At 59.3% G+C, this 3,301-nt stretch carries 3 protein-coding genes and 1 pseudogene; all 4 read right to left on the reverse strand.

The genetic code is table 11. The features are described from left to right. Nucleotides 1–722 (reverse strand): 50S ribosomal protein L11 methyltransferase (locus tag MJ777_RS22600; protein ID WP_239377734.1); only part of this gene is annotated, 722 nt, incomplete at its 3' end. Nucleotides 723–1,298: 576 nt separating this feature from the next. Next, complete coding sequence (locus MJ777_RS22605) at nucleotides 1,299–1,964, reverse strand: SPASM domain-containing protein (RefSeq protein ID WP_239377735.1); 666 nt, start codon at nucleotides 1,962–1,964, stop codon at nucleotides 1,299–1,301. 111 nt (nucleotides 1,965–2,075) lie between these two features. Then, a pseudogene (locus MJ777_RS23345) lies at nucleotides 2,076–2,450 on the reverse strand (radical SAM protein); the annotation flags it as partial. Between the two features lie 118 nt (nucleotides 2,451–2,568). Then, nucleotides 2,569–2,769, reverse strand: a complete 201-nt coding sequence (locus tag MJ777_RS22610; protein ID WP_239377733.1) for a hypothetical protein — start codon at nucleotides 2,767–2,769, stop codon at nucleotides 2,569–2,571. Nucleotides 2,770–3,301 lie beyond the last annotated feature (532 nt).

Here is a 3,301-nt window from a genome sequence, read left to right on the forward strand (position 1 = left end):
CCTGAGAACCACATCATGAGGCCATTTGCCACCGCATCGGCCTCGAAGACGAAGTCACACGATGCCGCATATCCACGGTCGGTGTCTGGCGCCCGCAACGTCGCGAGATCAAGACTCCACATCTCTTGGGCGGGACTCAGTACAGTGTCGGAACCTAAATGATGACGGCCGTAGTACAGCTCGTTTGCCGACATGTCGCGGATAAGATCAAGGTTGATACCGTAGGTTCGCGATGTGAAGAAGTCGAACTCGTCCGCGAGATACGGATCGAATGTCGGCGCAAGCCATGATGTGATCGCGGCTGGAATCAGCGTACCGCCGGGTTTGAGCCACTTATCGCGGACCGCGAGGAGGGGGCTCAGAAGATTTTCATCGATGGCAATGCCGCCGAGCCACTCACTGACGAGAACGTCGACCTTCCCATCCAGCTCAATCTCCGCAGCGTCCGCGAAGATGACGTCGATGGTCGTGTCAAGGCGATTATCAAGTACGAGCCGCCGGGCGATGTCGGCCATCCTCGTGCGTTCCACAGCGATCACCTTCGCCGCTCCGAGGCGCGCAGCGATCATGGCCAAAATCCCCGTACCCGTGCCCATATCGAGAACGATCGACTCTGAGGTGACGGCGTGGTGTAGAGCCCGCGCGAATGCGAACGTGCGTGAGGTGTCCCGTAGCATTGAGCGATGTGGGCGGAGCTGGCTGTAGTCGGTGGCAATTCCCATCGTTGTCACGCCTTTTCTAGGCTCGTCTTCCGCACGTGTATTCGGTGGGCGGATGGTGTGATTTTTTATTTGTCCACTGTTCGCCTTGTTGGTGCCTGGAGGGCACTTTCTGGCAAAACTCGGTGCGACCGGTCACGGTGGGTGCGGATTATCGACGAGAGTCCGTCATCATGATCGAAAATAGCGTCGGCCGGAGCATCGAAATCCCATGTGCGAAAGACCAGTCTAGAGAGGATAGCTACGGCATGCCTGTGCGGAGTATTACTCCGAGCAGATATGTTGAGCCCAGTTTCCCCATACAGAAATCGGTATCCCGACATCGCGCATACTCAGGAGGACAGATTTCGCCCTGCTGACGAAATCCTTCCCTGAGAGGCCCAAAAAAGTGGCGAAACTGTCGCTTCGGCTTCCGTCCGGATCGTGGTCTAAATACGATACGAGCGCGGTCAGGTCCAAGTTTCCCACAAGAATTCTACCGTCAAAACGAATCTCGCATTCGCCTGTCTGGCGGACTAGTACTCGGACGGCGAGACCTCCGTCGGCGAATGTCAGCATCGATATCCTCCCAAAGACTACTCATTCGGCGCGGCCTATTCGCGGGCAGGCAGTGTCTGGCCCATCGATACGGCCTGTTCGGGTGAGAGCGCGTGCCCGCGAACCTCCTCCACATATTGTGACTATCCCGCAGGCGCGGCAGTCTTCGCAGAGATCTTTCAGGGTCAACTCGCGGAGGCGCCCGAGCGGTTCTGAGTATCGCCAGATGTCGGCAAGAGGCCGGTCCATTATATTTCCGCAGAGCGCCGAACGATCGCGGCTCATGAGCGTGACCGGGAAGACATCCCCATTTGCCACTACATTAAGATCAATAATTCCGCTGGGGTCCCCAAGCGAACCAGTAGCGAGATACACCGGCTCCCGAAGAGGCGCTTGGTAGCCCCATGCTGCCTCGGCCTCGGCGATGTCGACCCCAGCGTCTATGAGTGGGAGATAGAACTCCCACGGCGCTGGAACGGAAAGAGCAAGATAGGGGAGATCGCCGCCCATCTTTGCTTTTGTCAACGCTACCATCATCTCGGCCCATTCGGGATAGGGGAACTCCATTTCGGCAACGTGCTCTAATCCGCGGCCGCCGGGAAAGAACTTGATCGCAAGTATGTCACGAACACCGAGGTCGATCGCAAGATTATAGGTTGGCATCAGATCGGCCTGATTAACACAGGTGAGGGCAAAGGCTGCGTGCATCTCCAAGCCCGCTTCCGCGCCGCGCGCTATTCCACTCGTCACAAGCGAGAACAAGGACCTCTGTGCGGCCGTCGTGCGCCTTCCGCTATGACGGATAATATCGAACGAAGCTGGCATCGAACCATCAAGGCTCACTGTTACACTCAAACCCGGGCAGCGGTGGAGCAGATCCCAAACAAGCCGCCCAGAAAGCAACGTACCATTCGTGATCACGCTCACACGCCACCCAGGATAGCTACATGCCCGTTCCAGGATGTCAACGGCATCAGGCCGAAGGAACGGCTCCCCGCCCGCCACGGTGAGACTAAGAACTCCCAGATTGTAAAGCTGGCCAATAATGCTGAATATCCCGGTGCGGTCAAGTTCCTCCGTCAGCGGAATGCCCGACGAGACATCGCAGTGTGAGCACTGTAAATTGCACGCGTTCGTCAGGTCAAGATCGGCATGTGCGGGCCCAGCGAATGGCGGTTCTGGTCGTGACTCCACTCGGCCTCCTCGGAACGAGGATAGAAATGATCAGATATAACGCGCGTCGAGACACCCCGAACCGGTACCCATTGGGGGATTTTTGTCCCGGTGGGTACCGGCCTGTGGCTGAGTTGAATCAGCGCCTCGCGGAGACCGCGTCGAGTGCGAACCCGTCGCCGGTGTGACGTGGCCACCGCATTCCCGCCGCAAGGGTGGCGCTGAACTCGGGGGCGAACCCGTCGCCGGTGTGACGTGGCCACCACATTCCCGCGGCGACTATATCCGTGAAGAATGGGGCAAAGCTCGGCGCTGGCGCTGGCGCTGGACTTTCAGTCATGGACCTTCTCCCTTTCGGAGCGGACAAACTCAGTGATGCGGTACCGGCTCGTGATCGAGCCGGCTCGCATAGGAAACCACCACCAGGCGACGACACGGCTGCCCCGGAAAGACAGCGCTCTTGTCTCCGAAGGACATCGCCGAGGCCACCACAGCTGGGCGGCCGATACACTGTCAGCGCTGGCGAGCGGGTTGAGATACCCGGCCGCCGGACTCGTTCGCGGACTGTCGACACCTTGCTGAAATGGAAGCCCCTCTGGCTGGCGACAGGTCGAACGTCGGTGATCCGAGGCCCCTTCCAGACAGTGGACTTCAGGTCCGCTGTCCACGGAACACCGGGAGCGCTCCAGTCGAAAGGCCTCGACACCATGGCCTGCCAGTCGTGCCGGGCCGTATGCTACGGCCAGCACACCGTACACAGGCGGTCGTTTCCCGCTACTGGTTGGTGTCAGGGCACGCCACTGAAGAGATCCTCTCCGGGGCTGTCCCGGTTGCTGTCGATCGTGCGGCGGTAGGGGTTACGTCGGGGGGTG

This window comes from Protofrankia sp. Cj5 (genome assembly GCF_917627405.1).
Taxonomy (GTDB): domain Bacteria; phylum Actinomycetota; class Actinomycetes; order Frankiales; family Frankiaceae; genus Protofrankia.

Excerpts from the sequence above, each read along its gene's own strand:
- MJ777_RS22605 (WP_239377735.1), bottom strand. The coding sequence starts at position 1,964 with ATGCACGCAGCCTTTGCCCTCACCTGTGTTAATCAGGCCGATCTGATG.
- MJ777_RS22610 (WP_239377733.1), bottom strand. The coding sequence starts at position 2,769 with ATGACTGAAAGTCCAGCGCCAGCGCCAGCGCCGAGCTTTGCCCCATTC.